The sequence below is a fragment of the Thermopolyspora flexuosa genome, assembly GCF_006716785.1.
GTDB lineage: Bacteria > Actinomycetota > Actinomycetes > Streptosporangiales > Streptosporangiaceae > Thermopolyspora > Thermopolyspora flexuosa.
This window is the reverse complement of the sequence record NZ_VFPQ01000001.1, coordinates 2,913,615-2,939,217: the sequence shown is the minus strand read 5'-3', so window position 1 is coordinate 2,939,217 and position 25,603 is coordinate 2,913,615. Positions and strand designations below refer to the sequence as shown.

Below are 25,603 nucleotides of genomic sequence, written 5' to 3'. Positions count from 1 at the left end.
GCCCTCCCGAGATCAAGTCGACGGCGGAGTGCCCCCACGGGCCAGGCCCAAGGGGTGGGCCTGCGCGGAGTCGAACCACGAAGTATCCGCTGTCTGCGCACCGGGAGGTGCCATGTACCCGTCCCACCCCGGACGAACGGCGGCGGCGTCCGCCGAGCCGGCCGCCGCCCGGAGCGGGATGACATCGTCATCCAGGCGATGGCGCCGGTGTGCCGCGACGGCGAAGGCGCCGACGCCGTTCCGTACGCGTGGGCACACGCGTGCGGAAAGGGGTCGAAACCTCCGCATCCCCGGACACGCCGGAAAACCTTACCGGTAATCCGGCGGTAGATCAATAACTATTCTCCCCAGCCCTCTGGGGCGAGGCGGCGGCGCAGGCGGGCGAGGGCGTCGGCCGCCCGCGGCGGCGGGGACGGTTCGGGGGTGGGCTGCGGAGGGCGGGGGCGGCCCGGCCGCGCGTTGCGGGCGAGCGAGGCGAGCGTGTCCCCGATGTACGGCTCGGCGTCCCGCACCGGGACGATCACCGACGGCGTGATCACCGAGGTCACACCGTCACGCGGCGCAGCCGGGCCTTCGGGGCGAGCTCGCCCGGGTAGATGCGCTTGACGCCGTCGCCGAGCGCGGTCTCGATGATGCGCACGTCGCGCACGAGGTGCGCCAGCCCGGCCGGCTCCAGCGACGCCGCCTGGTCCGAGCCCCACATGGTGCGGTCGAGGGTGATGTGCCGCTCCAGCATGACCGCGCCGAGGGTGACCGCGGCGAGCGAGATCTGCAGGCCGCGCTCGTGGCCGGAGTAGCCGACCGGCACGCCGTACCGCTCCCGCAGGGTGATGATCGTACGCAGGTTCGCCTCCTCCGGCGGCAGCGGGTAGGTGGAGGTGGCGTGCAGGATCACCAGCCGGGAGGTGCCGAGGATCTCCACCGCGCGGTCGATCTCCTCGAGCGTGGACATGCCGGTGGAGAGGATCACCGGCTTGCCGGTGGCGGCGACCGCGCGCAGCAGCTCGTGGTCGGTGACCGACGCCGAGGCCACCTTGTGCGCGATCACGTCGAGCCGCTCCAGGAACTCCACCGACGGCACGTCCCACGGCGAGGCGAACCAGTCGATGCCGCGCTCGGCGCAGTACGCGGCGATCCGCCGGTACTCCTCCATGCCGAACTCGACCCGGCGGCGGTACTCCAGGTAGGTCATCTCGCCCCACGGGGTCTGCCGGATGCGGTCGCGCTGGTCCGGCGGCACGCAGATCTCCGGGGTGCGCTTCTGGAACTTCACCGCCTGGCAGCCCGCCTCGACGGCGACGTCGATGAGGCGGCGGGCGATGTCGAGGTCGCCGTTGTGGTTGATGCCGATCTCGCCGACCACGTACACCGGGTGGCCGGGGCCGACGAGCGTGCCGCCGATGCGCACCGCGCCGCCGGTGGGCCGGGGCGCCTGGCGTGGCACGGCGGTCACCGCGGCCGGGCGATCGGCCGGGACCTCCTCGGCGGGCGCGGTCCCGGTCCGGGCGGCGAGCACCCGGTCGCACAGCTCCCGCACCGCCCCGGCGCCGCCCGGCCGGGTGAGCACGACCCGGGCCGCGGCCCGCACCCGTGGATGCGCGTCCGGAACCGCGACCGGCCAGCCGACCATCGCCATGCAGTCCAGATCGCCCACGTCGTTGCCGACGTAGGCGACCCGCGCCGGGTCGAGGCCCTCGATCGTCATCCAGTCGCGCAGCGCGGTGTGCTTGGCGGCGAGGCCCTGCAGCACCGGCACGCCGAGCTTGCGCGCCCGCGCCGCCACCACCGGGTTCCGCTCGGCGGACAGCACGAGCAGCCGCACCCCGGCGCGCTTGAGCAGCGCGACGCCCATGCCGTCGGCGCGGCTCACCGCGACCATCTCCCGGCCGTCCTGGTCGACGTACGCGCGGTCGTCGGTGTGCACCCCGTCGAAGTCGGTCACCACCGCGTCCACGTCGATCGGCTGCGGCTCGTCCACGAACGGCGCGAGCGCCCGCGCCATCTCCAGGTCCTCCGGCGTGTCGATCTCGATCGCGTGCCGCGCCGGGACCGGCTGCACCGCGACCCGGCCGAAGAACCGGTGCCCGTGCGCAAGGAAGCCGTCGGCGCGCATCACGTAGAAGGCGCCGGTCTCCCGGTACTGCGGCTCGCGGTCCTGCCGCCGGGGGCGGTGCGCCGGGTCGTGGTTGACCCCTCTGACCACCTCGCCCGCGCGGCTCCACACGAACTCGTGGGTCTCCAGCCCGGAGAACACCACGTCGGCGTCGCCCGCGAGCACCCGCGCGACCGCCGCGTCGAGGTCGGCGGGGGAGATGAAGGCGCTGGTGCACTGCACCAGGACGACCACCTCCACCTCGCCGCGCTCCGGCCCGTCCGGCCCGGCGACCTGGGCCAGCGCGTGCGCGACCGCCGACTCGCTGGTGGCGGTGTGGCCGGCGAGCTCGGCGGGCCGCCGTACCACCCGCGCGCCCGCCGCCTCGGCGGCCTCGGCGATCCCCGCGTGGTCGGTGCTCACCACGACCTCGTCGATCAGCTCGGCGCGCAGGCAGGCGCCGACGGCCCGCGCGACCAGGGGCGTGCCGCCGACCTTGGCGAGGTTCTTCAGCGGCACGCCCACCGAACCTCCGCGGGCGGGGATGACGGCCAGGACTCGCAACGTGAACTCCTCGGGAGGCTTGTCCGCAGTGCGCATGGCACGCTAACGACCGCCCGGAAGCGGAACGGGGTGCGCGATCTGAACGGTCCGCGTCGCCGTTGTGAAATCTCCGTTGCGCGTGTGCCTGGCCGGTCCCGGGGTAAGCGCCAGGTGTCGTTGAGGGCCACGGCGCCCGAGGCGGGCGTGGTGTACCGGCGGTTGGGGTCGCTCTCCCAGGTCACCGTGCCGTCCGGGTTCCTCTTGATGTACTTGTACTCGAACGTGGTCGCCGGCGGCAGGTTCACGCTCGCCCGCCAGACCGGGTAGGTGGCCGGGGAGAGCGGCACCGCGTTCGCCGGGTCCCAGTTCCCGAGGGCGGGGACGCTGCCGACCACGTACACGTTCTGCCCCCAGTAGGTGGTGGCCTCGACGTTGAACCCGACCGCCACGGCGGGTGCGGGCGCGGGGCCGCCGACGTGGATCGCGACCGCGCCCTTCGCCGGCACGGTGACGGTCGCCGTGCCCGCGCCGGTCACCGTGACCGCGGCACCGCCGATCACGTCGCCGTACGTTCCGGCGGGCAGCCCGGTGGGGAAGGTGCCGGTGTACGGCGCGGCGCCGTTGTTGATCGCGATCCAGCCCCTGGCGCCCCGGCTGAACGCGATCACGTCGCCGGTCGGGGCCGTCCAGTTGGCGACCGGGGTGCCCTTGACCGCGTTGTGGAAGCCGACCATGCCGCGGATCGCGGGGGAGCGGTGCGGGCAGTGCCAGCCACCGCCGCCGCAGGTGACCGGCCGGACCCGGCCATCGGCGAAGGACGGCGGCGAGTCGTCGTACCCGGTGAACTCGAAGCCCGAGTACACCTGCGGCGTGCCGTAGTCCCAGGCGAGCTGGAAGATGTTCGCGAGCGTGTAGGCCGCGCCGTCCTTGTACGACAGCGTGGAGCCGTTGCGCTCGGTGTCGTGGTTCGCCACGAAGGTGATCGACCTGCCGGACGGCTGCATGCCGCTCCAGGTCTCGCCGAAGGTGCGCAGGTCGGCGATGCCGCCGCGGAACCTCTCCTTCAGGTAGCGCCCGTACTGGAACTCGAGCACGTCGCCGATCCCGGTGTACTGGTCCGGCCGCACCGCCTCGCCGGCGCCCGGGATCACCTCCTGGACGATGTACGGCGAGCCGTTCAGCCTGCCGTAGATCGCCGCGAGGTCGTCCGGCGCGATGTGCTTGGCCGCGTCGATGCGGAAGCCGTCCACGCCGAGGCCGGTCAGGTCGTTGAGGTAGGCGGCGATGCGGTCGCGCACGTACGTGCTGCCGGTGTTCAGGTCCGCCAGGCCCACCAGCTCGCAGTTCTGCACGTTGCGGGCGCTGCCGGTGTAGTCGCCGTCGTGGATGAGGTTGTCGGCGTTGCCGCAGTGCTCCGGGTAGCGGTGGAAGTCGGCCGGGGAGTAGGTCCCGGGATAGTTGTACTTTGTAAAGGAGGCTCCGCCGTACGACGTGGCGCCCTGGCCGGTCATGTGGTTGATGACCGCGTCGGCGTACACCTTCACCCCGGCCGCATGGCAGGCGTCGACCATGCGCTTGAACGCCGCCCGGTCGCCCATGCGGCCGGTGAGCGTGTACCCGGCGGGCTGGTAGATCTCCCACCAGGGGTGGTCGCCGGAGCGCTTGAGCGAGTCCTGCGGCGGGGAGACCTGCACGCCGCCGTACCCGGCGGGGCCGAGCACGTCCGTGCACTCGGCGGCGACCGAGTCCCACGGCCACATGAACAGGTTGACGATCACGTCCCGCCCGCCCGGGGGCGCGGCCGCGGCGGGCGTGGCGGTGAGCGGGACGAGCGCTGCGGACAGCAGCGCGGCGAGCGGGGCGGCAAGGCGTTTACGGATTCTCACGGGCGCCTCCGGAGGACACGGGGGTTGCGCCGGCGGCCGGGCCGCGGGTACGGCACGGCCGCCGGTGGGCGCGCCGGGGCGGCGCGCGGAGGCTCGGGGGAGGGGTCAGGCGGCCTCGACGAAGACCGCGACGGTGCGGCCGGGCACGGTGAGCACGCCGCCCGCCGGGTCGAACGCGGCGCGCCGTACCACGTCGTCGCCGGAGGCGGCCTGCACCGGGTGGAGGGCCACGGCGGCGCCGTCGAGCGCGGGCACCTGCTGGCGCTGCTCGTCCGGCGTGGCGTTGAACACCACGGTGATCGACCGCCACCGGGCGTCGAGGCCGGTGGTGTCGATGCGCATGGTGATCACGCCGGGGATCTCGCCGGGGGTGCCGCTGAGCGGGAACGACACCCGCCGCTGCACCTCGGCGGCCGAGCCGAGGGCGAACGCGGGCGAGGAGACGCGGACGCGCAGCAGCTCGCCGAACCGGTCCCGGGCCGCCTCGATCGCGTCGCAGCCGGGCCGCAGCGCCGGGTCGGCGAGCAGCGGCCGGGCGTACCGCCACTTCGCCTCGTTGTCGGCCCGCGGCGGCAGGCCGCCGCCGAAGCCGTTGCCCGCCCGGCAGTCCCACAGCAGCCGGTTGAACCAGTCGCCGGAGTCGTAGCTGTTGCGGTCGAGCGACTTCGACCGCAGCCGCTCGCCGCCCGCGTGCACGAACGCGGTGCCCTGGCCGAGCAGCACCGTGGCGAGCGACAGCGTCTGCATGCGCACCCGGTCGGCCATGCCGGTGGCCTGCGGCAGCTTGAACGCGAGCGCGTCGTACAGCGTCTCGTTGTCGTGCGCCTCCACGTAGGTGACGGCCTCACCGGGCGCGGCGGTGTAGCCGGTGGGGGAGCCGTTGTAGTCGATCCGCGCGCCGGTGACGTGCCGCCCGTCCGAGGCGGTGAACGCGTAGTCCCTCAGGTTGCCGGCGAGGCCGACCTTAATCTGGTCCTGCAGGTGGAGCAGCCGGGCGCGGCGCTGCTCGGGCGTGCCGTTGGCCGGGGCGCCGTTGGGGTCGCCCGCCAGGCCGGAGCCGAAGCCCTGCACGCGCGGGTCCTCGTCGAACGGGCCGCCGCCGCGCACCGCGTCGCGCAGCCGGTCGTTGAACGTGCCGATCCCGGTCCCGGCCATGTTCGCCTGGGTGGCCTGCTCGAACCGGGCCCCGCCGGCGACCTCGCCGAAGTCCCAGCCCTCGCCGTACAGGATGATCGACCTCCCGTCGACACCGTCCTTGGCGGGCGTCAGCGCGTCGAGCGCCCTGCGCACGGCGAGGATATTCGCCTTGGGGTGGTGGCCCATCAGGTCGAAACGGAACCCGTCCACCTTGTACTGCCGGGCCCAGGTGACCACCGAGTCCACCACGAGGCGGCCCATCATCGTGTGCTCGGGCGCGGTGTTCGGGCAGCAGGTGGAGGTGGCGACGGCGCCGTCCTCGAGCAGCCGGTGGTAGTAGCCGGGCACGATGCGGTCGAGCACGGAGCGCGCGTCCTGCCCGGCGGCGTGGGTGTGGTTGTAGACCACGTCCATCACCACGCGCAGCCCGGCCCGGTTGAGCGCGGCGACCATGGCGCGGAACTCGCGGATGCGCGCGTCGCCGTCCGGGTCGGTGGCGTAGGAGCCCTCCGGCACGGTGTAGTGCAGCGGGTCGTAGCCCCAGTTGTAGGAGTCGGTCGCCGCGGTGCGGGCCACGCACTCCTGCTGCAGCTCGGAGTCCGGCGGCAGCGCGGCGAGGTCGCAGTCCGGCTCGGTGCGGTCGGCCCGGCGCTCGGGCACGGTGGCGAAGTCGAACGCGGGCAGCAGGTGCACGTGGGTGAGGCCCTCCCGCGCGAGCCGCCGCAGCTCGCGCATGCCCGCGCCGTCGCGGGTGAACGCGGCGAAGGTGCCGCGCAGGTGCTCCGGCACGGTGGCGTCGGAGGCGGAGAAGTCGCGCACGTGCAGCTCGTAGATCGTGGTGGCCGGCCGCGGCTCCGGCTTGCGCAGGGCGTCCCAGCCCGGCGGCTTGAGGGCGGGGTCGGACAGGTCGACCAGGCGGCCGCGGCGCGAGTCGGCGGACAGGGAGAGGGCGTAGGGGTCGGTGACCTCGTTGGTCACGATCCGGCCCGCGGCCGGGGCGAACACGGTGACGAGGAACGTGTAGTGGCGGCCCCGCCAGGAGCGCGGCGTGGGGATCCACCAGACGCCGGTGGCGTCGTCGCGGCGCATCGGGTGCACGGTACGGCTCGCGCCGGTGGCCGAGCCGTACAGGGCGAGCTCGACCTTGCGCGCGGTCGGCGCCCACACCGCCAGCCGGTCCCCGGTGTAGCCGAGCGGCTCCTTCGCCGCGGCGGCGTACACGTCGTCGAGCACGCCGGGCAGCTGCACGCCGGTGGCGGCGCGCAGCCGCCCGGAGGCGTCCCGCGCGACGGCGACCACCTGCCCGCGCAGGGCCTCGGTCACCCGGCCCGCGTCGCGCGGGTCCACCCGCAGCGCGGCGTACGGCTCCGCCCCGCCGAACAGGTGCGGGTATCGCCGCCGCTGGGCCTCGGTGGGCGTGCCGGGGCGGAGCCGGATCAGCCGGATGTCCCCGCGCAGCTCGCCGCCGGCGTGGCGGATGTCGCCCCTGGGGGAGTACGCGAGGTAGTGCCGTGACCCGCCGGACACGTCGGTGCGCCAGGCCACGGTGGCGCGGTCGATCCACTGCGCCCGTGCCCTGGTGAGGTCCACGTCGGTCCGGTCCACGTTCCCGGGCGGCGCCCCCTCGTCCGCTCGCCTGCCGTCACGGTCGTTCTGCGACCGAGGGTAGTGCGGCGGCGCCGCCGCGCCGGTGGACGCGCGGGCCGGGCCGCCGGTCTCCGCGACCGGGCCCGCAGGGGGGTGGGTGTGGGCGTGGGCCGCGGCGTACCCGGCCGGGGCGAGGCCGGGGGAGACCGGGGGCGTCGCCACGACCACCGGCGCGAGCGGCACCGCCAGGACGGCAAGCCTTGCGAGAACTCGAGAGAGCGCGACCATGCGCACCGCCTTCGGGCTCACGGCGTGGGGGATGAACGTTTCGCGAGTGTTGCCCGGAAGTTACTCGTCGGTCAGGATCTTTGCAAGGGATTTCTGAAACTTCCAGAAAGTTGCTTTACCGTCCCATGGTGCCCCGGCCGCTAAGGTGACCCCGACCGGCACCGACGACAGAGGCGGGTGGGAAACCGTATGACGCGTGGGGTTCGTGTGCCGCGGCGGCCGGAGGCCGCCCTTGCCGCCCTGGTCGCCGTGGTGGCCGCGCCGATCTGGGTGGCGCCCGCGGCCGCGCAGGGCCGTACCGGGGAGAGCTCGGCCGGACGCCCCGGGTGGGCCCTGGCCCGCACCTACTACGTCGACTCCGTCCGTGGGTCGGACGACGCGGCCGGCACGAGCCCGGCCACCGCGTGGCGGTCGCTCGCCCGGGCGAGCCGCGCCGCACTGCGGCCCGGCGACCGGCTGCTGCTGCGGCGGGGTGGCCGCTGGAACGGCACGCTGCACATCTCCGCCCACGGCACCGCGGCGCTGCCGATCACGGTGGGGACGTACGGCACCGGCTCACGCCCGACGATCAGCGGCAGGCGCGGCGACTGCGTGGTGGTGACCGGCACGCACGTGCACATCACCGGGCTGCGCGCGAGCGACTGCCGGTGGGCGGGCTTCCACCTGGTCGGCTCCCACAACCAGCTGGTCGGCGTGTACGCCGACCGGAACATCGCCGGCGTGGCGGTCGCGCCGGTCTCCGCGCACAACGTGATCCGCGCCAGCACGTTCGCCGACAACAACCGGATGAGCGTGAACGACCGGACGCAACGGAACGACTCCGGCGCGTTCGGCATCCTGCTCAACGGCGACGACAACCTGGTGATCGGCAACGTCATCACCGGCAGCCGCGCGCGCAGCCGCGACTACGGCTACGACGGCGCCGCGGTGGAGATCTACAACGGCGACCGCAACGTCGTCGTGCACAACATCGCGCGGAACAACGAAACGTTCACCGAGCTCGGGCACGAGCCGGGGCGCACCGCGAGCGGCAACCTGTTCGCGCACAACGTGGTCACCTCGGTCCGGCAGCGCGCCGCGTTCCTGGTGACCCGGGGGCCGCGCCACCTCGCGCTCGGGCCGGTGGTCGGCACCATCGCCGTGCACAACTCGGTGCACCTGCCCGGCCGCGACACCATCGGCGTCTCCTGCTACGACGGGTGCTCGCCCCGCATCCTGCGGCTGCGCAACAACATCATCAAGGTCGGCGGCGTCGTCGGCTACGCCGACGGCGCCGGGATCGACGACGCGGGCGGCGTCTACTGGGGCCGGGAGACCAAGTTCCGGCTCGGCCCCCGCTCGATCCTCGCCGACCCGCTCTTCCGCGGCATCACCGACCTGCGGCTGCGCCCCGGCTCCCCGGCGATCGGCCGCGGCCTGCGGCTCGGCCCCCACTGGTACGGCGGGGCCGAACACGCCCACGACATGACCGGCAGGCCGATCGGCACGGCCCGCAACCCGGACGCGGGCGCCTACCAGAGCTGACCGGCCCCGCCCGGCACCCGCGTCAGCGGCCCCGACCTGGCGAAACGGCACATGGATTGGTCAAACCAAGGGAAGAATCGCGCCTAAACGCGTATTCACGATCTTGGTTATGACATATTCCGGACATTGAGCAGGCACATACCTGAAATATGCATACGCCAGGCTCTGTCGGGAGGAGGTGATGGGGATGCTGCTGCGGTTCCGGGTGTCCCTGCCCGACCGGCCTGGAGTGCTGGGGCAGGTCGCCCGGGCGTTCGGGGTGCTGGGCGCGGACATCCTCCAGGTGACGGTGTTGGAACGCGAGGCCGGCCGTGCCGTGGACGACTTCACCGTCTCCTGGTCCGGCGTGCTCGGGGTCGACGAGCTGCGCGAGCGGGTGAGCGTGGTGCCGGGCGCGCGGGTCGAGGGGGCCTGGCCGACCCGCGAGGTGCCGGGCGCGAACCCCGAGTTCGACCTGCTCGGCCACGTCGCCGCCGACCCCGAGCGGGCCTACCAGACCCTGGTCGACGCGCTTCCCGACCTGGTGAGCGCGGAGTGGGCGGCGGCGGCCGACCCCGCCACCGGCCGGGTCGCGTACGCGAGCTGGGCGGCCCCGGCCGAGCCTCTGCCGGCCGACCCGCCGTCCCGGCCGGCGGCGTTCAGCGAGAACGCCCGGCACATGATCACGGTGCCGCTCCCCGAGGCGGCGCTGCACCTGGTGGTGGCGCGTGCCCAGGGTGCGGCCTTCCACCGGGTCGAGCTCGACCGGGTGGTCCGCCTCGTCGAGATCGTCTCGCTGCTCGCCCGGTCGGCCGTCGGCCGTACACCCGCGCAGGCGTAGGCGGGCGCCGCCGCGCCGCCGGCGTTGCCGGTTCGACGCCGGTGTCCGCCCGCCCTCGGCCGGTGGCCGGACGCGCTACCGCAGCGGCCGGTCGATGCGCGCGCCGTCCGGGGTGAACAGCAGGATCTTGGACATGTCGACCGCGACCCGGGCGTGGTCGCCCGCCCGCCACACCGGGCGGGAGCCGAGCCGTACGATCAGGTCGGCCCGGCGGTGCGTGCCGGACGTGGCGATCGGCTCCGGCTCGGGCTCCTCGCTCCGGCCCATGAGCAGCCGCCGCAGCAGCGCCTTCGCCCGGGAGCCGCTGCCGTTCCCGTTGCCGTTGCCGTGGATGCGCTGGTCGGGCGGCTCGGGCACGGGCACGGCCGGCAGCCCCGCCTCCAGGTAGGCGAGCCACTCGTGGCCGTGGTACTCGAGGGTGCGCACCCGGCCCGCGAAGTACTGCCCCTGGTCGGCGTGCGGCGGCAGCGGGACGAGCGCGTCCGGGCGGATGCCGACGAGCACCGTCCGGCCGACGTGCTGGGAGACCGCGTACGCGCGCGGGTCGTTCCACGGCATGGTGAGCCGGTGCGTGCCGAAGTCGAGCAGCACGAACTGGTTCTGCGGCGTGCGCACCAGCGCCTCCAGCAGGTTGAGCTGCTGGGAGTTGAGGAACGACGCGACGAACGCGGTGGCCGGGTCGTTGTAGACCTGGGTCGGGGTGCCCACGTCCTGCAGCACGCCCCGGTTGAGGATGGCGATGCGGTCGGCGAGCGACAGCGCCTCCACCTGGTCGTGCGTGACGTAGATGGTGGTCACGCCGAGCGCGCGGACGAGCGCGGCGATCTCCATGCGCAGCTCGGTGCGCATGCCCGCGTCGAGGTTCGACAGCGGCTCGTCCATGAGGAACAGGGACGGCTGGCGCACGATCGCCCGGCCCATCGCCACCCGCTGCCGCTGGCCGCCGGAGAGCGTGCCGGGCTTGCGGTCGAGCATCTCGTCGATGTGCAGTCCGCGGGCGAGCTCGACCACGCGCTCCTTGACGTGTCCCGGATCGGCCTTGGCGATCTCCAGCGGGAAGGCGAGGTTGCCGCGCACGGTGCGGTGCGGGTAGAGGGCGCCGTTCTGGAACACCATCGCCACGTCCCGGTCCCTGGGGGCGAGGTGGTTCGCGTACTCCCCGTTGAGGTAGAGGTCGCCGGAGGTGATCTCCTCCAACCCGGCGATCATGCGTAGGAGCGTGGACTTGCCGCACCCGGAGGGGCCGAGCAGGACGAGGAGCTCGCCTTCCCCGGCCTGGAGGCTGAGACGGTCGACCGCTAAGAATCCACCCGGATAGATCTTCGTGACTTTGTCGAGGACGACGGTGCTCATCCGGTCTCCTCGCTCATGGCTGTCTCCCTCGCCCGCGGGCCGCCGATACCGATGCCGGTGCGCCCGGGCTGGCTCCTGGATCTTGACGTCGAGGCACAGACACGTCCCCGCCCGACGTGGCCGGAGCAGGCGCGGGTGGACCGGCGCGCGACCCGGAGACGCCGATCGGCTTTCCGCCCGTCCATCCCACCCCCGCGACCTACTCCCCACCGGCGGGATACGTGATTGATGAGGTAGTACATCGCGTTACGGGCCGTTGTGTCCATACATGACGTGAGAAATCAGCCATGTTGCGGCTACAGATGTGACACTTTCGCGTCGCAGCCCACGCGTGCTTTGTCGGATTGAACCATTCGTGTCCGACTCGCGGTGCGAGGGTTACAACTTTGCAGAGATCTTTCGCAAGATCTTTCAAACTCCTTGCATCCCTGTTACGGTCCGGTTACCCGACGAACGGGGCACTCGCCCCGTCGCACGAAGCAAGGAGTGGACATCATGCGGCGAGTCCTCACGGCCGCGGCGGCCGCCGCGCTCGCGCTGGCGATCTCCGCGTGCGGTGGCGACCAGGGCGCCGGTTCGGCCGCGCCGGCGCAGAGCACCGTCGACCCCGCCTCCGTCTCCGGCACCGTGACCTGGTGGGACACCTCCGACGCCACCACCGAGGCGCCGGCGTTCAAGGAGCTTGTCGCCGAGTTCCAGGCGAAGTACCCCAAGATAAAGGTCAACTACGTCAACGTCCCGTTCGCGGACGCGCAGAACAAGTTCAAGACCGCCGCCCAGGCCGGCTCGGGCGCGCCCGACGTGCTGCGCACCGAGGTCGGCTGGGTCGCCGAGTTCGCCTCGCTGGGCTACCTCGCCCCGCTCGACGGCACCCCGGCGGTGGACAGGCCCGAGGACTTCCTGCCCGCCCCGGCGGCCGCCGGCAAGTACAACGGCAAGACGTACGCCGTCCCGCAGGTGACCGACACCCTCGGCCTGCTCTACAACAAGAAGCTGCTCAAGGAAGCGGGCCACGAGAACCCGCCGGCCACCTTCGAGGAGCTCAAGAAGGTCGCCCTCGACGTCAAGGAGAAGACCGGCGTCGACGGCCTCGCGCTCAACGTCGACTCCTACTTCCTGCTGCCGTTCATCTACGGTGAGGGCGGCGACCTGCTCGACGTGACCAACAAGAAGATCACCGTCGCGTCGCCGCAGAGCACCGCGGGCGTCAAGATCGTGGAGGACCTGATCACCTCCGGCGCCGCGGCCAAGCCCTCCATCCAGGACAGCTACACCAACGTGCAGACCGCCTTCAAAGAGGGCAAGGTCGCGATGATCTTCAACGGGCCGTGGTCGAACGCCGACAACCTCAGCGGCAAGGCGTTCAAGGACCACCCGGACAACTACGGCATCGCCCCGGTCCCGGCCGGCTCGGTGAAGGCCGGCTCGCCCACCGGCGGCCACACCTACGCGATCTACGCCGGCTCGCCGAACCTCCAGGCGTCGTACCTGTTCGTCCAGTTCATGGCGAGCGCGGAGAGCCAGGCGAAGATCGCCGGCAAGCTCGGCCTGCTGCCCGCCCGCGCCTCCGCCTACGAGCTGCCCGACGCGGCCGCGAACGACATGATCGGCAAGTGGAAGGCGCCGATGGAGAAGGCGGTGGACCGCCCGTGGATCCCCGAGGGCGGCCAGCTCTTCCAGCCGCTGCTCGAGCGCTACCAGAAGCTCGCCAACGGCCAGGCCACGGCCGAGCAGGTGACCCAGGAGACCGCGCAGGCCTACCAGGGCCTGCTCAAGGGCTGGAGCCTCTAGCCGATGACGACCGATCTGGCCGACGGCGCGGCCGCGGCCGTGACCCGCGGCCGGGGGCGGGCGACCGCCGGCTCCCGGCCGCCGGGCCGGCTCCGGCGCGCGCTGAGCACCCACTGGTACGCGTGGGCGATGTGCGCCCCGGTGGTGATCGTCACCGCGGCGCTCGTCGGGTACCCGCTGCTGCGCGGCGTCTACCTGTCGCTCACCGACGCGACCGAGGCGAACATGGGCCGGACGATCGGCATGAACGTCATCCCGGCCAGCTACGAGTTCGTCGGGCTGCGCAACTACGCCGACATCCTCACCTCGGCGGAGTTCGCCTCCCGCCTCGGCTGGACCGTGGTGTGGACGGTGGTCTGCGTCGCCTGCCACTTCGGCCTCGGGCTCGGGCTGGCGATGCTGCTCAACCGGCCGATGCGGCTGCGCGCGCTCTACCGGGTGATGCTCGTGCTCCCCTGGGCGGTGCCGTCGTTCGTGTCCGCGTTCATCTGGCGGTACCTGCTCAACGGCGACTACGGCGTGGTCAACGCGATGCTGCGCGCCGCCGGGCTGCCCGGCATCGCCTGGCTCGACGACCCGTTCTGGGCGAAGGTCTCGGTGATCGTGGTGAACGTCTGGCTGGGCGTGCCGTTCATGATGCTCGCCCTGCTCGGCGGCCTCCAGGCGATCCCGCGCGAGCTGCACGAGGCCGCCGAGGTGGACGGCGCCACGCCGTGGCAGCGCTTCCGGCACATCACGCTGCCCGGGCTGCGGCCGGTGTCGAGCACGGTGATCCTGCTCGGCACGATCTGGACCTTCAACCAGTTCCCGGTGATCTTCCTCGTCACCCGGGGCGGGCCCGGCGGGTCCACCGAGATCCTGGTGACGTACGCCTACCGGCTGGCGTTCGAGGGCATCCGTGACTACGCCGGGTCGGCGGCGTGGGGCATGGTGATCCTCGCGCTGCTCGTCGTGCTCGCCGCCGTCTACCGCCGGGCGCTGCACCGGCAGGGGGAGGTGTGGTGATGGCCGCCGTCTCGACCGCGTCCGCCACGCCGGCCCGCCCCGCGGGCGCCCACGCCCGCCCGCCGTACGGGCGGTTCCGGCGCGGCCCGCTCGCCTCGGCGGCGCTGCACCTGACGCTGATCGCAGCGAGCCTCGCCGCGGTGTTCCCGGTGGTCTGGCTCATCCTCACCTCGATCAAGCCGCGGAACGCCTGGCAGTCGACCACGGTCGAGCTGTTCTCCGACCCCACGCTCGACAACTACGTCCAGGTGCTGACCGAGACGTCCTTCCTGCGCTGGCTGGCGAACTCGCTGCTCGTGTCGGCGCTCACCACCGTGATCGCCGTGATCATCGCCGCGAGCACCGGGTACGCGGTGAGCCGGTTCCGGTTCCCCGGCTTCCGGTCGATCATGTGGATGCTGCTGGTCACGCAGATGTTCCCGGTGGCGATCCTGATCGTGCCGATCTACAACCTCATGGCCGGGCTCGGCCTGATCAACCAGCTCCCCGGCCTGGTGATCGCCTACCTCACCTCGGCCGTGCCGTTCTGCGCGTGGATGATGAAGGGCTACTTCGACTCGGTTCCGGTCTCCATCGACGAGGCGGGCCGCCTCGACGGGCTCACCCCGTTCGGCACCTTCTGGCGGCTGATCCTGCCGCTGTCGAAGCCCGGTCTCGCCGTGGCCGCGTTCTACGCGTTCATCACCGCGTGGGCCGAGGTCGCGTACGCCACGGCGTTCATGACCGGTGACGACAAGTACACTCTGGCCGTCGGCCTGGCCCAGTTCGTCGGGCAGCACAAGGCGGAGTGGGGCCTGCTCACCGCGTCCGCCGTGCTGATCGCGGTGCCGGCCGCCGTCGTCTTCCTGCTCGTCCAGCGCCATCTCGTGACCGGCCTGACCGCCGGCGCGACCAAGTCGTGACGGCCGTGACCAGGGGGCCGTCGGGCACGGCGCGGTACGGCACCGCGAGATCAACCGCGAGCAAGGCCGCGGGAAGAACCGCGGGGGCGGAACGCGTCACCGTAGGGATCCGGCCGGGTGCCGTCCGCGCCGTGCCAACCGAAATCCACTGCCTGAGAGATCGGGGGAGAACATGACCGAACTGCTCGACGAGGCACGCCGGGAGCGCGTCCGGTCCGGCTGGTGGCGCACCGCGGTGATCTACCAGGTGTACATCCGCAGCTTCGCGGACGCCGACGGCGACGGCGTCGGCGACCTGCCGGGGCTGCGCTCCCGCCTCGGCTACCTCGCCGACCTCGGCGTGGACGCGCTGTGGGTCACCCCGTTCTACCCCTCGCCGATGGCCGACTTCGGCTACGACGTGGCCGACTACCGCGACGTCGACCCGACCTTCGGCACGCTCGCCGACGCCGAGGGGCTGATCGCCGACGCGCACGCCCTCGGGCTCAAGGTGATCTTCGACATCGTGCCGAACCACACCTCCGACCGGCACCCCTGGTTCCAGGAGGCGCTCGCCGCCGGGCCCGGCTCCCCGGCGCGGGAGCGGTACATCTTCCGGGACGGCCGCGGCCCCAACGGCGAGCTTCCCCCCAACGACTGGGAGTCGGTGTTCGGCGGCCCCGCCTGGACCCGGGTCGCCGACGGCCAGTGGTACCTGCACCTGTTCGCCTCCGCCCAGCCCGACCTCAACTGGGAGAACCCGGAGGTGCGCGCCGAGTTCGAGTCGATCCTGCGGTTCTGGCTCGACCGCGGCGTGGACGGCTTCCGCATCGACGTCGCGCACGGCATGGTGAAGGCCCCCGGCCTGCCCGACGTCGGCCACACCGGGCAGACCAGCATGCTCGGCACCCAGGTGCTGCCGTACTTCGACCAGGACGGGGTCCACGAGATCCACCGGTCCTGGCGGCGGCTGCTCGACTCCTACCCCGGAGAGCGGATCGGCGTCGCCGAGGCGTGGGCGCCCACCCCCGAGCGGCTCGCCAACTACGTGCGCCCGGACGAGCTGCACCAGGCGTTCAACTTCCACTACCTGTCGGCCGACTGGGACGCGGACGCGCTGCGCGAGGTGATCGACGCGTCGCTCGCCACCTCCGCCATGGTCGGCGCGCCCACCACCTGGGTGCTGTCCAACCACGACGTCAAGCGGCACGTCACCCGGTACGGTGACGGCGCGCTCGGCCTGCGCCGGGCCCGGGCGGCGGCGCTGCTCACCCTCGCGCTGCCCGGCTCGGCGTACATCTACCAGGGCGAGGAGCTCGGCCTGCCCGAGGTGCTCGACCTGCCGGAGGAGGTCTGCCAGGACCCGCAGCGGCTGCGCGGCCCGGACGCCGGCCGCGACGGCTGCCGGGTGCCGATGCCCTGGTCGCCCGGCGAGCCGCCGTACGGCTTCAGCCCGCCCGGCGTGAAGCGCACCTGGCTGCCCATGCCCACCACCTGGGCCGCGCTCAGCGTCGAGGCCCAGCGGGAGGACCCGAACTCGATGCTGTCGCTCTACCGGACCGCGCTGCGCATCCGCCGGGAGCGGCCCGAGCTCGGCGAGGGCACCCTCACCTGGCTGGACTCCCCGTCGAAGACCCTGGTGTTCGCCCGGAGCGGCGGCGACGGCGAGGGCACGCTGGTGTGCACGGTGAACCTCGGCCCCGAGCCGGTCGAGCTGCCCGCGTACGGCGAGCCGCTGCTGGCCAGCGCGCCGGTGTCCACCGACGGATCCACGGTCCGGATCCCCCCGGACGCGGCGGCTTGGTGGACCCGCGGGTAACCACCCGGAGTGCGTAGAGTATTGGTCGTGACCGGTCACGCCCGCCTAGCCGACATCGCCGCCCAAGCAGGGGTCAGTGAGGCCACGGTCAGCCGTGTGCTCAACGGCAAGGCGGGCGTGTCCGCGGCGACCCGGCAGGCGGTGCTCACCGCCCTCGACATCATGGGCTACGAGCGGCCGCCGCGGCTGCGGCAGCGCAGCAACGGGCTGATCGGGCTGGTCACGCCGGAGCTGGACAACCCTATCTTCCCGGCGTTCGCCCAGGCCCTGGAGAAGGCGCTCATCCGGCACGGCTACACGCCGGTGCTGTGCACCCAGTCGCCGGGCGGCATGCAGGAGGACGACTACACCGAGCTGCTGCTCGACCGCGGCGTCACCGGCATCGTGTTCGTCTCCGGCCTGCACGCCTCCACCACCGCCCGGATGGAGCGCTACCACCGCCTCATCGACCGGGGCCTGCCGATCGTGCTCGTCGACGGCTACAACGAGACGATCAAGGCCCCGTTCATCTCCCCGGACGACCGGCACGCCGCGCGGCTCGCCGTACAGCACCTGGTCGACCTCGGGCACGAGCGCATCGGCATCGCGGTCGGCCAGCGCCGGTTCGTCCCGGTGATCCGGAAGATCGAGGGCTTCCGGGAGGCGATGGAGCAGCTGCTCGGCGTCACCGACTGCGACGAGCTGATCCAGGACTCGCTGTTCACCGTGGAGGGCGGCCAGGCCGCCGCGCGGGCGCTGCTCGACCGCGGCTGCACCGGCATCGTGTGCGCGAGCGACCTGATGGCGCTCGGCGCGATCCGCGCGGCCCGGGAGCGGGGACTGTCCGTGCCGCAGGACGTGTCCGTGGTCGGCTACGACGACTCCCCGCTCATCCCGTTCACCGATCCGCCGCTCACCACCGTGCGCAAGCCGATCAACGCGATGGCGCAGGCCGCGGTCGCCTCGCTGCTCGAGGAGATCAACGGCAAGCCGCCGCGCAACGTCGAGCTCGTGTTCCAGTGCGAGCTGGTGGTGCGCGGCTCCACCGGCTCGGGCCCGCTGGTCAACCGCTAGCGGAGCGCAGCGTCACCTCGGCCGGGCCGTGGTACAGGCCCCAGGTGACCACGGTGCTCGGCGGGCGCAGGTCGTCGCGGGCGGTGAACCGCTCGCGGGCCGCGGCGAACGGAACCTCGTCGCCGGTGAGCAGGGCGGCCTCGTCGAACAGCTCCCGGAGCGCGTCGGTCATCGTGCCGAACGGGCCGGGGTCGGGGCCCCACCAGTCCCACAGCAGCGTCTCGGCCCGGTTGATCGCCGCGAGGTCGAGCCGGACGTTGCGGGGGAGCCACCATTCCCCGGTGCCCACCTCGGTCAGCCCGAAGGTGTCCGGATCGGCCTCGCCCGCGCGGACGCTCCGCCAGGCGACGCCGGAGACGAGGAACCGGTCGCGGGGCACGTCCATGGGGTCGAAATCGATGCCGTGTGCGGCGGCGACCCGGGGATCGAGCAGCTGCGCGTCCGCCAGCAGCCAGCCGCGGTCGGCGTCCCAGTACTCGGTGACCACGTGGTCGTAGTGGAGACCGGCCGGGCCGAGGTAGTCGGCGAACCCGATACGCAGCCGGGCGGGCACACCGACGTGGCGCAGGAACGAGCAGAACAACAGCGCGAAGTCGCGGCACACGCCGACGAACCGGTCGGCGATCGCGCGGGGCCGGTGCAGCGGGGCGTCGTCGCGGTCGAGGATGATCCGCAGGATGTCGTCGACGTAGCGGGTCTCGGCGTCCTTGTGGAGGCGGTCGCGCGGGATCTCGTAGCCGAAGATCCCGCCCTCGAGACGGTGGATCAACAGGCCGCGGGCCGCCTCGGCGAGCCGTACCGGCTCGGCGGGCAGGTCGGCGTAGCGCGGGGCGAAGACGCCGGGATCGGAGAAGACGCTCTGCGCGGTGTAGAAGGCGGCCTCTTCCGGGGCGAGCGAGCGAGACGACATGAGGGAAGCTCCGCAACGAATCGGTTGAAAGAGATCGGTCGTCGGCCCATCAGCCTGGCAGATTTCTCGAAGAAAATTCCAGACCATCGCCGCGGAGGCGTGCGGATGGGCGTCCCGTGCCGGCCGCCGTCGGCCGCCCGGCGAGGGGAGGAGCGCCACAGGAGCGTGAAAGCCGGTGTGAAAGGAGCGTGAAAGTTTCGTGGAGGAAGGCGCGCGGGATCGCCGCGCGCCTTCCTCCACGGGGCCGGGGCCGGTGCCGGCCCCCGTTGATCCCGGCACCGGTCCCGCCGCTCGGCGGCGATGGCGGTCAGCGCAGCGCCGCCGCCTCCCGGGCGAGCTTCTCGATCCGGCCGTAGTCGCCGGCCGCGATGGCGTCGGCGGGGGTGAGCCACGAGCCGCCCACGCAGCCGACGTTCGGCAGGGCGAGGTACTGCGGCGCGTTCCGCGGCCCGATGCCGCCGGTCGGGCAGAACCGCACGTCCGGGATCGGGCCCGCGAGCGCCTTCAGGTACGGCACGCCCCCGGCGGCCTCGGCCGGGAAGAACTTCTGCTCGTGCAGCCCGCGCTCGGCGAGCGCCATCACCTCGGAGACCGTGGCGGCCCCGGGCAGGAACGGCAGGCCGCTGTCGAGCATCGCCTCGACCAGGTCCGGCGTGGTGCCGGGGGAGACGAGGAAGCGCGCCCCGGCGCGCACGCAGGCGGCCACGTCGTCGGGGGTGCGCACGGTGCCCGCGCCGACGATGGCGTCGGGGACCTCGGCGGCGATGCGCTCGATCGCCGCCGTGGCGCACGGCGTGCGCAGGGTGACCTCGATCACGGGCAGGCCCCCGGCGAGCAGCGCGCGGGCGAGCGGCACCGCCCGCGCCACGTCGTCGATCACGACGACCGGGATCACGGGGGCCAGATCGAGCAGGCTCATGCGATCTCCCTTGGGAACGCTCCCCGCCGCGCGCGGGGAGCGGGACGACTGTCGGACGAGGGTGCCGACCGGGACGCCGGCGGGTCACCTGCGGGGCGCCGGAACGTTCCGCACCGGCGCGCGGGCGTCAGGTCGCCCTCGCCCGCCGCGACCGCGCCGCGCCGTCACCCGCGCGGACGGCCCCGACGGGGTCCTCGGCGTCCTGGCCGCCGGGGTGGGACAGCCGCTGGGCGAGCCAGGCCGCGGCGCCCGCGAGCGCGGGCTGCTCGGCGACGATGAGGCAGGTGGCGATCCCGGCGAGGAAGTCGGACAGCACCGGGTTCGCCTCGAAGCGGCGGCGGAAGTCGCTCGCGCGCAGCCGGTCGGCGATCCTGGGCAGCACGCCGCCGCCGAGGTAGACGCCGCCGCGCGCGCCGAAGGTGAGCGCCACGTTCCCGGCGAACGTTCCCAACATGCCGCAGAACACCTCGACCGTCTGCGCGCACAGCGGATCGTCGGTCCTGGCGACGATCTCCGAGGCGTGCGGGGACTCGGTGGTGACGCCGTTCACCAGGGCGAGGCCGCGGTGCAGCCGGGTCAACCCGGGCCCGGAGATGAGGTGCTCGGCGTCCACGTACGGCATGCCGTCGGCGCGCAGCGCCCGCACCACCGCGATCTCCAGCTCGGTGACGACCGGGGGCGAGACGTGCCCGCCCTCGCCGGGCACCGGCACCCACCCGTCGCCCGCCGGGACGAGCCCGGCCACGCCGAGCCCGGTGCCGGGTCCGAGCACCGCCTTGACCATGCGCGCCGTGGGCGGCGGGCCCCCGAGCGGGGTGAGGTCGTCCCCGGCGAGAAAGGGCAGCGAGAACGCGAGCGCCTCGAAGTCGTTGAGCAGGAACGCGTGCGGGATGCCCAGGTCGCGCACGGATCCGTGCCAGCCGGCGTTGGTGAGCCGGTACCGGTCCCCGTCGACCGGGCCGGCGATCGCCAGGCACGCGGCCCCCGGCCGCACTCCGCCCCCGTACAGCTCGAGATAGGCGGCTACGGCGTCGGGCAGCCCGTCGTACTCGGCGCCGGGCAGCACGGCGACCGCCTCCGGCGGGCCGCCCGGCCGGCGGACCAGGCCGAACCGGGCGTTGGTGCCGCCGATGTCGGCGACCAGCCAGGGACTCTCCTCGGTCGGGACTGCGCTAAGCCTCGTTCGGTCAACCCTCATTCGCGACTTTCTCCACCGCTCAGGGCGAATACGCCCGCGCCTTCTTCGGCCGGTCCAACGGTACGGCGTAGCGCGGAGAAAAGCTCCCTTCCGGACCCCGTCCAGCCCGCCTCGGTGCGCCCGGCGGGCAGCGGCGCGGGTTCCCGCGCGGCGAACTCGGCGGCGGGAACGAGCACGTCGAGCGTGCCGGCGGCGGAGTCGACCCGGATGAGGTCGCCGTCGCGGACGCGGGCGAGCGGGCCGCCGCGCGCGGCCTCGGGGGACAGGTGGATCGCGGCGGGGACCTTGCCCGAGGCCCCGGACATGCGGCCGTCGGTGACGATCGCCACCCGCTGCCCGCGGTCGAGCAGCGCGCCCAGCGGCGCGGTGAGCTTGTGCAGCTCGGGCATGCCGTTCGCGGCCGGGCCCTGGAAGCGGATCACCGCCACGAAGTCGCGTCCGTCGAGCTCGCCCGCCTGGAACGCGGCGAGCAGGTCGGCCTGGTCGTCGAAGACGAGCGCCGGGGCCTCGATCACCAGGTGCTCGGGCCTGACCGCGGAGACCTTGCTCACCGCGCGGCCGAGGTTGCCGGAGAGCATGCGGATGCCGCCGTCCGGCGCGAACGGGTCGGCGACCGGCCGCAGCACCGCGGTGTCGGTGCTGCCCGCGACGCGCTCCTCCCAGACGAGCTCGCCCTCCTTGAGCACGGGCGCGCACCGGTAGCGGTCGAGCCCGGGCCCGGCGACGGTGAGCACGTCCCGGTGGAGCAGCCCGGCGTCGAGCAGCTCGCCGATGAGCACGGCCATGCCGCCCGCGGCCTGGAAGTGGTTCACGTCCGCCTCGCCGCCGGGGTACATGCGGGTGAGCAGCGGGGTCACCTTCGCCAGGTCGGCGAAGTCGTCCCAGGTGAGCTCGATCCCGGCGGCCGCGGCGATCGCGATCAGGTGCAGGGTGTGGTTGGTGGAGCCGCCGGTGGCGAGCAGCGCGACCACCGCGTTGACGATCGCCTTCTCGTCGATCACCCGGCCGATCGGCGTGTACTCGTCGCCGTGCGCGGTGATCTCGACCGCGCGCCGCCCGGCCGCCGCGGTGAGCGCCTCCCGCAGCGGGGTGCCGGGGTTGACGAACGTCGCCCCCGGCAGGTGGAGGCCCATCACCTCGACGAGCACCTGGTTGGAGTTCGCGGTGCCGTAGAAGGTGCAGGTGCCGGGCGCGTGGTAGGAGCGCAGCTCGGCGTCGAGCATCTCGTCGCGGCCGATCCGGCCCTCGGCGAACGCCTGCCGGGCGCGCGCCTTCTCCTTGTTCGGCAGCCCGCTCGGCATCGGCCCGGCCGGGACGAGAAGTGCGGGCAGGTGGCCGAAATGGAGCGCTCCGATGAGCAGGCCGGGCACGATCTTGTCGCACACGCCGAGCAGCAGCGCCGCGTCGAACATCTCGTGGGACAGCGCGATCGCGGTGGACATGGCGATCACGTCCCGGCTGAACAGCGACAGCTCCATGCCGGCCCGGCCCTGGGTGATGCCGTCGCACATCGCGGGCACCCCGCCCGCGACCTGGGCCACGCCGCCCGCCTCCCGCACGGCCGCCTTCAGCGCCCGCGGGTAGGTCTCGTACGGCTGGTGCGCCGAGAGCATGTCGTTGTACGCGGTGACGATCGCGACGCCGGGACGGGACGCGCCGCGCAGCGCGAGCTTGTCGAAGGGCGAGCAGGCGGCGAGCCCGTGGGCGAGGTTGGCGCAGGGCAACTCGCCGCGGGCGGGTCCGCGCCGCCTGGCCTCCTCCCCGGCGGCGGTGATCCGCTCCAGGTAGGCGGCCCGGGTGGCGCGGCTGCGCTCGGTGAGGCGGCGGGTCACCTCGGCGACCGTCGGGTTCATCGCTCTGCTCCCCCCAAAGCACGAAACAAGGGACGATCGGGACATTAGCGCCGAGTTTCGCTTCGCACAAGCGGACTTTGGTAATTCCCTATGACAAAAGTGGGGCTCGTCCGTTACGGAACCGGGGATATGGTTGACTTGATCGTCACCGACTCTTCGGGACCGGTCATGACGCGACGAACCGCCACCGCCCTCGCCACCAGCGGAGATGTGCTCCAGCTGATCCGCAGCGGCGAGGCCGTCACCCGCGCCGACATCGGGCGCGTCACGGGGCTGTCCCGGCCCGCCGTCGCGCTCCGCGTCGGCGAGCTGCTGCGCCGCGGCCTCGTGGTCGAGCGCGCCGACGGCCCCTCCACCGGGGGCCGCCCGCCGGTACGGCTCGCCTTCAACGCCTCGGCCGGCGTGGTGCTCGCCGCCTCGGTGGGCGCGAGCCGTACCCAGCTCGCGGTGTGCGACCTGGCGGGCGAGCCGCTCGCCACCGTGGAGCAGGAGATCGACGTGGAGCGGGGGCCGGACGTCGTGCTGCCGCTGATCATGGACATCTGGGCCGACCTGCTCGGCGACCGGCCCGCCTCCGACGTGTGGGGGGTGGGCATGGGGGTGCCCGCGATCGTGGAGTTCGCCGCGGGCCGCACCGAGAGCGTGCGGGTGATGGCGAACTGGACCGGCATCGCGATCCCGCCGCTCATCCGGGAGCGGTTCGACGTGCCGGTGTTCGTCGACAACGACGTGAACGTGATCGCGATGGGCGAGCACCGCAAGGTGTACGCCGACCAGTACGACGACCTGCTGTTCGTGAAGGTGTCCACCCGTATCGGCGCGGGGGTGATCGCGGGCGGCGGCATCCTGCGCGGCGCGCTCGGCGCGGCCGGGGAGATCGGGCACATCCCGGTGCGGGACGGCGGGGGAGTGCTGTGCCGGTGCGGCAACACCGACTGCGTCGACTCGGTGGCGAGCGCCACCGCGATCCTGCGCGACCTGCGCGCCCGCGGCCGCGACGTGTCCTCGCTCGCCGACGCGGTCGCCCTGGTGCGCGCGGGCGACGCGGAGACCATGGCCGTGGTACGGCGCGCCGGGCGGCTGCTCGGCGAGGTGGTGGCGAGCGCGGTCAACCTGCTCAACCCCGCCGTGGTGGTGCTCGGCGGGGACGTGGTGGAGGCGTTCCAGCCGCTGGTGTCGGCGGTGCGCGAGGTCGTCTACAGCCGGTCCACCGCCCTGGCCACCCGCAGCCTGCGCATCGAGCGCAGCGCGCTCGGCCCGGCCGCGGGCATCGCGGGCTGCGCGCTGCTCGCCATCGACCACGTGCTGTCCGCCGAGGCGGTGGACGCCCCACGCTGAGCCCGGTGGCGCGGGGCGCGCCCGCCCTCAGCGCTCCCGGTCGCCCGGGCGCTCCAGGCGCCGCCGCAGCGCGCCGCCGTGGTAGGTGGCCGCGGCCGCCGGGGTCCGTCCGCACAGCACGCGGTGCAGGGCGTGCTCGAGGGTGTGCCGGTTCGCCGCGGGGGACGGCCACGGCACGCGGATCAGCGTGGTCTCCTCGGTCTCCTCCCGGAAGGTGACCCCGTAGCGGTCGAGCTCCCACAGCCACACCTCGCCCACCGGCCGGCCGAGCAGGCGGGCCGCCACCGGCCCCAGCGTGTCCCGGTGCGCGCTGTTGACGTGGTGGAGCAGGCGCTCGGCGTCGTGCAGGAACGGGTCGGGCTCGGCCGCGTTGTAGGCCTCGGCGTCGAGGACGCCGGTCTCCTGCGCGGTGAGGTGGACGACGAAGCCGACGTCGATGTGGAGCAGCCGCGGCGCGTCCGGCTCACCGGGCCGCTCCAGCGCGGTGAACAGGTCCTCGTCCGGGCAGCGCTCGGCGATCGCGATCGCGGCCTTCCGCGCGTCCTCCCCGGGCACGGCCCGGGCCCAGCCCTGCACCTTCAGCAGCCCGCGCGGGCGCGCGACGCCCCCGAGGTCGCGCACACAGCTCAGGTCGACGGTGACCACGGCCTCGTCGCCCGGGGCGAGCAGGTGGAGCGGCTCGCCGGGCTTGACGAGCAGGACCGGGCGGCCGAGCTCGTCCACGCCGCCGCGCGCCGGTCCGGCGGGCAGGGCCGAGCCCGTGATCGAGACGTGGGTCGGGGCGGCGAGCGCGGCGAGGGTGCGGACGCGTTCGGGCGTCGGCGGACCGGCGACGACGGGCTGGCGCATTGGGCTCTCCTCACGGCATAACTGGCAGTAGGTTAGGCTTACCTAAGTTAAGTAAGACTTACCTAACCACAAAGAGGTCGCCATGCGCTACACAGGTCCCAAGGTCCGGCTGTCCCGGCGGGCCGGCGTGCCGCTCACCCGCAAGGCGGTGCGCTACTTCGAGGCCCGGCCGTACCCGCCTGGCGAGCACGGGCGGAAGACGAACCGGCGGGGCATGGGCGACTACGGCACCCGGCTGCTGGAGAAGCAGAAGCTGCGCTGGTACTACGACGTGTCCGAGCGGGCGATGCGCCGCTACTGGGAGCTCGCCAGGCGCCGCCCCGGCCGTACCGGCGCCGAGCTGGTCACCCTGCTCGAGACCCGGCTCGCCTCGCTCGTGCTGCGCTCCGGCATCGCCCCGTCGATCTACGCGGCCCGGCAGTACGTCACCCACGGCCACATCCGCGTGGACGGCCGCAAGGTGAGCTACCCCGGCTACCTGGTGAAGCCCGGCCAGACGGTGAGCGTGCGCGAGCGGTCGCGCGGCAGGCAGCCGTTCGTCGCCGCGGCGGAGGGCATCCACGCCGACGAGCGCCCCGCCCCCTACCTCGACGTCGACCTCCGCGAGCTGCGGTTCACCCTGCTGCGCCGCCCCGAGCGCGAGGAGATCGCGGTCCCGGTCGACGAGCAGCTCATCGTCGAGCACTACTCCCGCTGATCCCGGCCTGCCGCGTCCCCGGCGAAGCGGCCGCCACCCAGACGGGCGGGCGGTGCGTTA

Annotated in this window: 19 protein-coding genes; 9 read left to right on the top strand and 10 right to left on the bottom strand. The window is 73.3% G+C overall.

Translation table 11 applies throughout. The features are described from left to right. Positions 1-338: 338 nt before the first annotated feature. From FHX40_RS12420 to pulA, 4 genes are all read right to left on the bottom strand, one after another. Complete coding sequence (locus FHX40_RS12420) at positions 339-548, bottom strand: hypothetical protein (RefSeq protein ID WP_142259751.1); 210 nt, start codon at positions 546-548, stop codon at positions 339-341. Next, positions 545-2,656, bottom strand: a complete 2,112-nt coding sequence (locus FHX40_RS12415) for an N-acetylneuraminate synthase family protein (protein ID WP_229788248.1) — start codon at positions 2,654-2,656, stop codon at positions 545-547. Before FHX40_RS12415 ends, FHX40_RS12420 begins: the two co-directional genes overlap by 4 nt. Beyond that, the gene (locus tag FHX40_RS12410; RefSeq protein ID WP_211350244.1) at positions 2,602-4,521 is read right to left on the bottom strand and encodes a carbohydrate-binding module family 20 domain-containing protein; all 1,920 of its coding nucleotides are present in this window, start codon (positions 4,519-4,521) and stop codon (positions 2,602-2,604) included. The genes FHX40_RS12415 and FHX40_RS12410 overlap by 55 nt, the downstream gene beginning before the upstream one ends. 105 nt (positions 4,522-4,626) lie before the next feature. After that, positions 4,627-7,554 carry a pullulanase-type alpha-1,6-glucosidase gene (gene pulA, locus FHX40_RS12405; RefSeq protein ID WP_229788247.1) on the bottom strand — a complete coding sequence of 976 codons (2,928 nt, stop codon included), beginning with the start codon at positions 7,552-7,554 and terminating at the stop codon, positions 4,627-4,629. Positions 7,555-7,722: 168 nt separating this feature from the next. Between pulA and FHX40_RS12400 the strand changes: the two genes are divergently transcribed. Both FHX40_RS12400 and FHX40_RS12395 read left to right on the top strand, forming a co-directional pair. After that, positions 7,723-9,057 carry a NosD domain-containing protein gene (locus tag FHX40_RS12400; protein WP_142259749.1) on the top strand — a complete coding sequence of 445 codons (1,335 nt, stop codon included), beginning with the start codon at positions 7,723-7,725 and terminating at the stop codon, positions 9,055-9,057. 181 nt (positions 9,058-9,238) lie between these two features. Then, positions 9,239-9,877, top strand: a complete 639-nt coding sequence (locus FHX40_RS12395) for an ACT domain-containing protein (protein WP_229788245.1) — start codon at positions 9,239-9,241, stop codon at positions 9,875-9,877. 75 nt (positions 9,878-9,952) lie between these two features. Here FHX40_RS12395 and FHX40_RS12390 read toward each other — a convergent pair whose 3' ends face one another. After that, a complete protein-coding gene (locus tag FHX40_RS12390) occupies positions 9,953-11,230 on the bottom strand; it encodes an ABC transporter ATP-binding protein (protein WP_142259748.1) in 1,278 nt (425 codons plus the stop codon). A gap of 495 nt (positions 11,231-11,725) precedes the next feature. On the opposite strand from FHX40_RS12390, the gene FHX40_RS12385 reads away from it, so the two are divergent. The 5 genes from FHX40_RS12385 (at position 11,726) to FHX40_RS12365 (ending at position 17,779) form a co-directional block, all read left to right on the top strand. Next, a complete protein-coding gene (locus FHX40_RS12385) occupies positions 11,726-13,021 on the top strand; it encodes an extracellular solute-binding protein (RefSeq protein WP_142259747.1) in 1,296 nt (431 codons plus the stop codon). Positions 13,022-13,024: 3 nt separating this feature from the next. Beyond that, positions 13,025-14,026, top strand: coding sequence for a carbohydrate ABC transporter permease (locus FHX40_RS12380; protein ID WP_142259746.1), 1,002 nt, complete (start codon positions 13,025-13,027; stop codon positions 14,024-14,026). Then, positions 14,026-14,928, top strand: a complete 903-nt coding sequence (locus FHX40_RS12375) for a sugar ABC transporter permease (protein WP_142259745.1) — start codon at positions 14,026-14,028, stop codon at positions 14,926-14,928. Before FHX40_RS12380 ends, FHX40_RS12375 begins: the two co-directional genes overlap by 1 nt. A gap of 172 nt (positions 14,929-15,100) precedes the next feature. Further along, on the top strand, positions 15,101-16,726 hold the full coding sequence (locus FHX40_RS12370) for a glycoside hydrolase family 13 protein (RefSeq protein WP_142259744.1): 1,626 nt from the start codon (positions 15,101-15,103) through the stop codon (positions 16,724-16,726). A 27-nt stretch (positions 16,727-16,753) separates the two neighbouring features. Continuing rightward, positions 16,754-17,779: a LacI family DNA-binding transcriptional regulator gene (locus tag FHX40_RS12365; RefSeq protein ID WP_142259743.1), complete on the top strand. Its 1,026-nt coding sequence runs from the start codon at positions 16,754-16,756 to the stop codon at positions 17,777-17,779. On the opposite strand, the gene FHX40_RS12360 is transcribed toward FHX40_RS12365, so the two are convergent. From FHX40_RS12360 to edd, 4 genes are all read right to left on the bottom strand, one after another. Further along, entirely contained in the window at positions 17,769-18,689 is a 921-nt protein-coding gene (locus tag FHX40_RS12360; protein ID WP_142259742.1) for a transglutaminase-like domain-containing protein, read from the bottom strand. The two genes, FHX40_RS12365 and FHX40_RS12360, sit on opposite strands and share 11 nt — an antisense overlap. Positions 18,690-18,996: 307 nt before the next feature. Then, the gene (eda, locus tag FHX40_RS12355; protein WP_142259741.1) at positions 18,997-19,608 is read right to left on the bottom strand and encodes a bifunctional 4-hydroxy-2-oxoglutarate aldolase/2-dehydro-3-deoxy-phosphogluconate aldolase; all 612 of its coding nucleotides are present in this window, start codon (positions 19,606-19,608) and stop codon (positions 18,997-18,999) included. Positions 19,609-19,735: 127 nt separating this feature from the next. Next, on the bottom strand, positions 19,736-20,806 hold the full coding sequence (locus FHX40_RS12350) for a glucokinase (RefSeq protein ID WP_142259740.1): 1,071 nt from the start codon (positions 20,804-20,806) through the stop codon (positions 19,736-19,738). Beyond that, positions 20,803-22,659, bottom strand: coding sequence for a phosphogluconate dehydratase (gene edd / locus FHX40_RS12345; protein ID WP_142259739.1), 1,857 nt, complete (start codon positions 22,657-22,659; stop codon positions 20,803-20,805). Before edd ends, FHX40_RS12350 begins: the two co-directional genes overlap by 4 nt. Positions 22,660-22,827: 168 nt before the next feature. Between edd and FHX40_RS12340 the strand changes: the two genes are divergently transcribed. Next, positions 22,828-23,997: an ROK family transcriptional regulator gene (locus FHX40_RS12340; protein ID WP_142259738.1), complete on the top strand. Its 1,170-nt coding sequence runs from the start codon at positions 22,828-22,830 to the stop codon at positions 23,995-23,997. A gap of 27 nt (positions 23,998-24,024) precedes the next feature. On the opposite strand, the gene FHX40_RS12335 is transcribed toward FHX40_RS12340, so the two are convergent. After that, complete coding sequence (locus FHX40_RS12335) at positions 24,025-24,846, bottom strand: DUF2470 domain-containing protein (RefSeq protein WP_142259737.1); 822 nt, start codon at positions 24,844-24,846, stop codon at positions 24,025-24,027. An 82-nt stretch (positions 24,847-24,928) separates the two neighbouring features. Here FHX40_RS12335 and rpsD point away from each other — a divergent pair, with 82 nt between their 5' ends. Then, a complete protein-coding gene (rpsD, locus tag FHX40_RS12330; RefSeq protein ID WP_142259736.1) occupies positions 24,929-25,543 on the top strand; it encodes a 30S ribosomal protein S4 in 615 nt (204 codons plus the stop codon). Positions 25,544-25,603: the final 60 nt, after the last annotated feature.

What these genes read in the sequence shown, in the direction of transcription:
- FHX40_RS12385 (WP_142259747.1), top strand. Translation starts at nt 11,726, where the DNA reads ATGCGGCGAGTCCTCACGGCCGCGGCGGCCGCCGCGCTCGCGCTGGCG.
- FHX40_RS12360 (WP_142259742.1), bottom strand. Translation starts at nt 18,689, where the DNA reads ATGTCGTCTCGCTCGCTCGCCCCGGAAGAGGCCGCCTTCTACACCGCG.
- FHX40_RS12335 (WP_142259737.1), bottom strand. Translation starts at nt 24,846, where the DNA reads ATGCGCCAGCCCGTCGTCGCCGGTCCGCCGACGCCCGAACGCGTCCGC.
- FHX40_RS12380 (WP_142259746.1), top strand. Translation starts at nt 13,025, where the DNA reads ATGACGACCGATCTGGCCGACGGCGCGGCCGCGGCCGTGACCCGCGGC.
- FHX40_RS12395 (WP_229788245.1), top strand. Translation starts at nt 9,239, where the DNA reads ATGGGGATGCTGCTGCGGTTCCGGGTGTCCCTGCCCGACCGGCCTGGA.
- FHX40_RS12370 (WP_142259744.1), top strand. Translation starts at nt 15,101, where the DNA reads ATGACCGAACTGCTCGACGAGGCACGCCGGGAGCGCGTCCGGTCCGGC.
- eda (WP_142259741.1), bottom strand. Translation starts at nt 19,608, where the DNA reads ATGAGCCTGCTCGATCTGGCCCCCGTGATCCCGGTCGTCGTGATCGAC.
- edd (WP_142259739.1), bottom strand. Translation starts at nt 22,659, where the DNA reads ATGAACCCGACGGTCGCCGAGGTGACCCGCCGCCTCACCGAGCGCAGC.
- FHX40_RS12350 (WP_142259740.1), bottom strand. Translation starts at nt 20,806, where the DNA reads ATGAGGGTTGACCGAACGAGGCTTAGCGCAGTCCCGACCGAGGAGAGT.
- FHX40_RS12375 (WP_142259745.1), top strand. Translation starts at nt 14,026, where the DNA reads ATGGCCGCCGTCTCGACCGCGTCCGCCACGCCGGCCCGCCCCGCGGGC.
- rpsD (WP_142259736.1), top strand. Translation starts at nt 24,929, where the DNA reads ATGCGCTACACAGGTCCCAAGGTCCGGCTGTCCCGGCGGGCCGGCGTG.
- FHX40_RS12400 (WP_142259749.1), top strand. Translation starts at nt 7,723, where the DNA reads ATGACGCGTGGGGTTCGTGTGCCGCGGCGGCCGGAGGCCGCCCTTGCC.
- FHX40_RS12340 (WP_142259738.1), top strand. Translation starts at nt 22,828, where the DNA reads ATGACGCGACGAACCGCCACCGCCCTCGCCACCAGCGGAGATGTGCTC.
- FHX40_RS12390 (WP_142259748.1), bottom strand. Translation starts at nt 11,230, where the DNA reads ATGAGCACCGTCGTCCTCGACAAAGTCACGAAGATCTATCCGGGTGGA.